Origin of the sequence: Kitasatospora sp. NPDC006697, from assembly GCF_042869935.1 — a bacterium.
Classification (GTDB): Bacteria; Actinomycetota; Actinomycetes; order Streptomycetales; family Streptomycetaceae; genus Kitasatospora.
In genome coordinates this window covers 1-1,105 of the sequence record NZ_JBIAGU010000078.1, presented here as the reverse complement: position 1 = coordinate 1,105, position 1,105 = coordinate 1, and the positions used below count along the sequence as shown (strand labels likewise).

At 66.6% G+C, this 1,105-nt stretch carries 1 pseudogene; it reads right to left on the bottom strand.

Features of this window, described 5'->3' with window-relative positions:
* Positions 1-23: 23 nt before the first annotated feature.
* Positions 24-1,027 (bottom strand): annotated as a pseudogene (locus ACFYNO_RS41160) (IS5 family transposase).
* Positions 1,028-1,105: the final 78 nt, after the last annotated feature.

Genomic DNA, 1,105 nt, shown 5'->3' with positions numbered 1-1,105 from the left:
CTAGGGCGCGTATTTGGTTGTGATCAATGGATGGCGTTGGTGAGGTCCTTGATCCAGATCATCGCGCCGCGAAGGTGGAGGCCGGCAAGGTAGCTGTCGGGCTTCTTGTCGCAGCGGGTCGCGATGCCTCGCCAGGCCTTGAGCTTGTTGATCAGGCGCTCGACGGTGTTGCGGTCCTTGTAGAGCTCGGCGTCGTGGGTGACGGGCCGCCCGCCCCTGCTGCCCTTCTTCTTGCGGTTGGCGGCCTGGTCCCGCTTCTCCGGGATGACGGTCTTGATGTGTCGTTCGCGCAGGTGGGCGCGGTTGCCGCGGGAGGAGTAGGCCTTGTCGCCGGCGACCGCGTCGGGTCGGGTGCGGGGTCGGCCGACGGGCCCACGGACACGGACCTTCTTCAGCACGGGGATGAACTGCGGGCTGTCGGCCGCCTGCCCCTCGGTCAGGACGAACGCCAGCGGACGGCACCTACGATCACTCGCGACGTGGACCTTGCTGGTCTGCCCGCCCCTGGAGCGTCCGAGCAGGGCTTCCTTCAGTCGGAGCCTGCGCCGCCGTCGGATGCGTCGCCGTTCTTCCCGTTCTGCGTCGTCGACGGCATCCTGCCCGGCTTGTCCTTTCGGGCCGCCCCCTTTTGCCGGGCGTTCTCCGCTTCGTCGGCGGCCTTCTCCAGGGCGGTCAGCGTGTCGGGGTCCAGGTGCATCCCAGCGGCATCGTGGTGGGCCCGGACAGTCGTGGAGTCCACGCTGACCAGGGACAAGTCCACCTCGCCCCGCTTCGCGGCCTCGGCGATCGCACCTTCCAACAACGCCTCGAAGACGCCGGCGTCACGCCACTGACGGAAGCGGTTCGAGACGGTCGACCAGGCACCGAACTCCCTCGGCATCTCCCGCCACTGCGCGCTCGTCCTGAAGCGCCAGATCACACCCTCGAACTGCTGCCGCAGCCGCTCCGGGTACGGGCCGTACTCGCCGATCGGCAAGTACGGCCCAATGAACTCCCACTCCGCATCCGATAGTTGTGCTCGTGTCACGCAACATGGTCTACCGGATCAGGACCTGTCCATGCAGGCGAATCACAGAAATTGATCACAATCAGATACGGGCCCTAG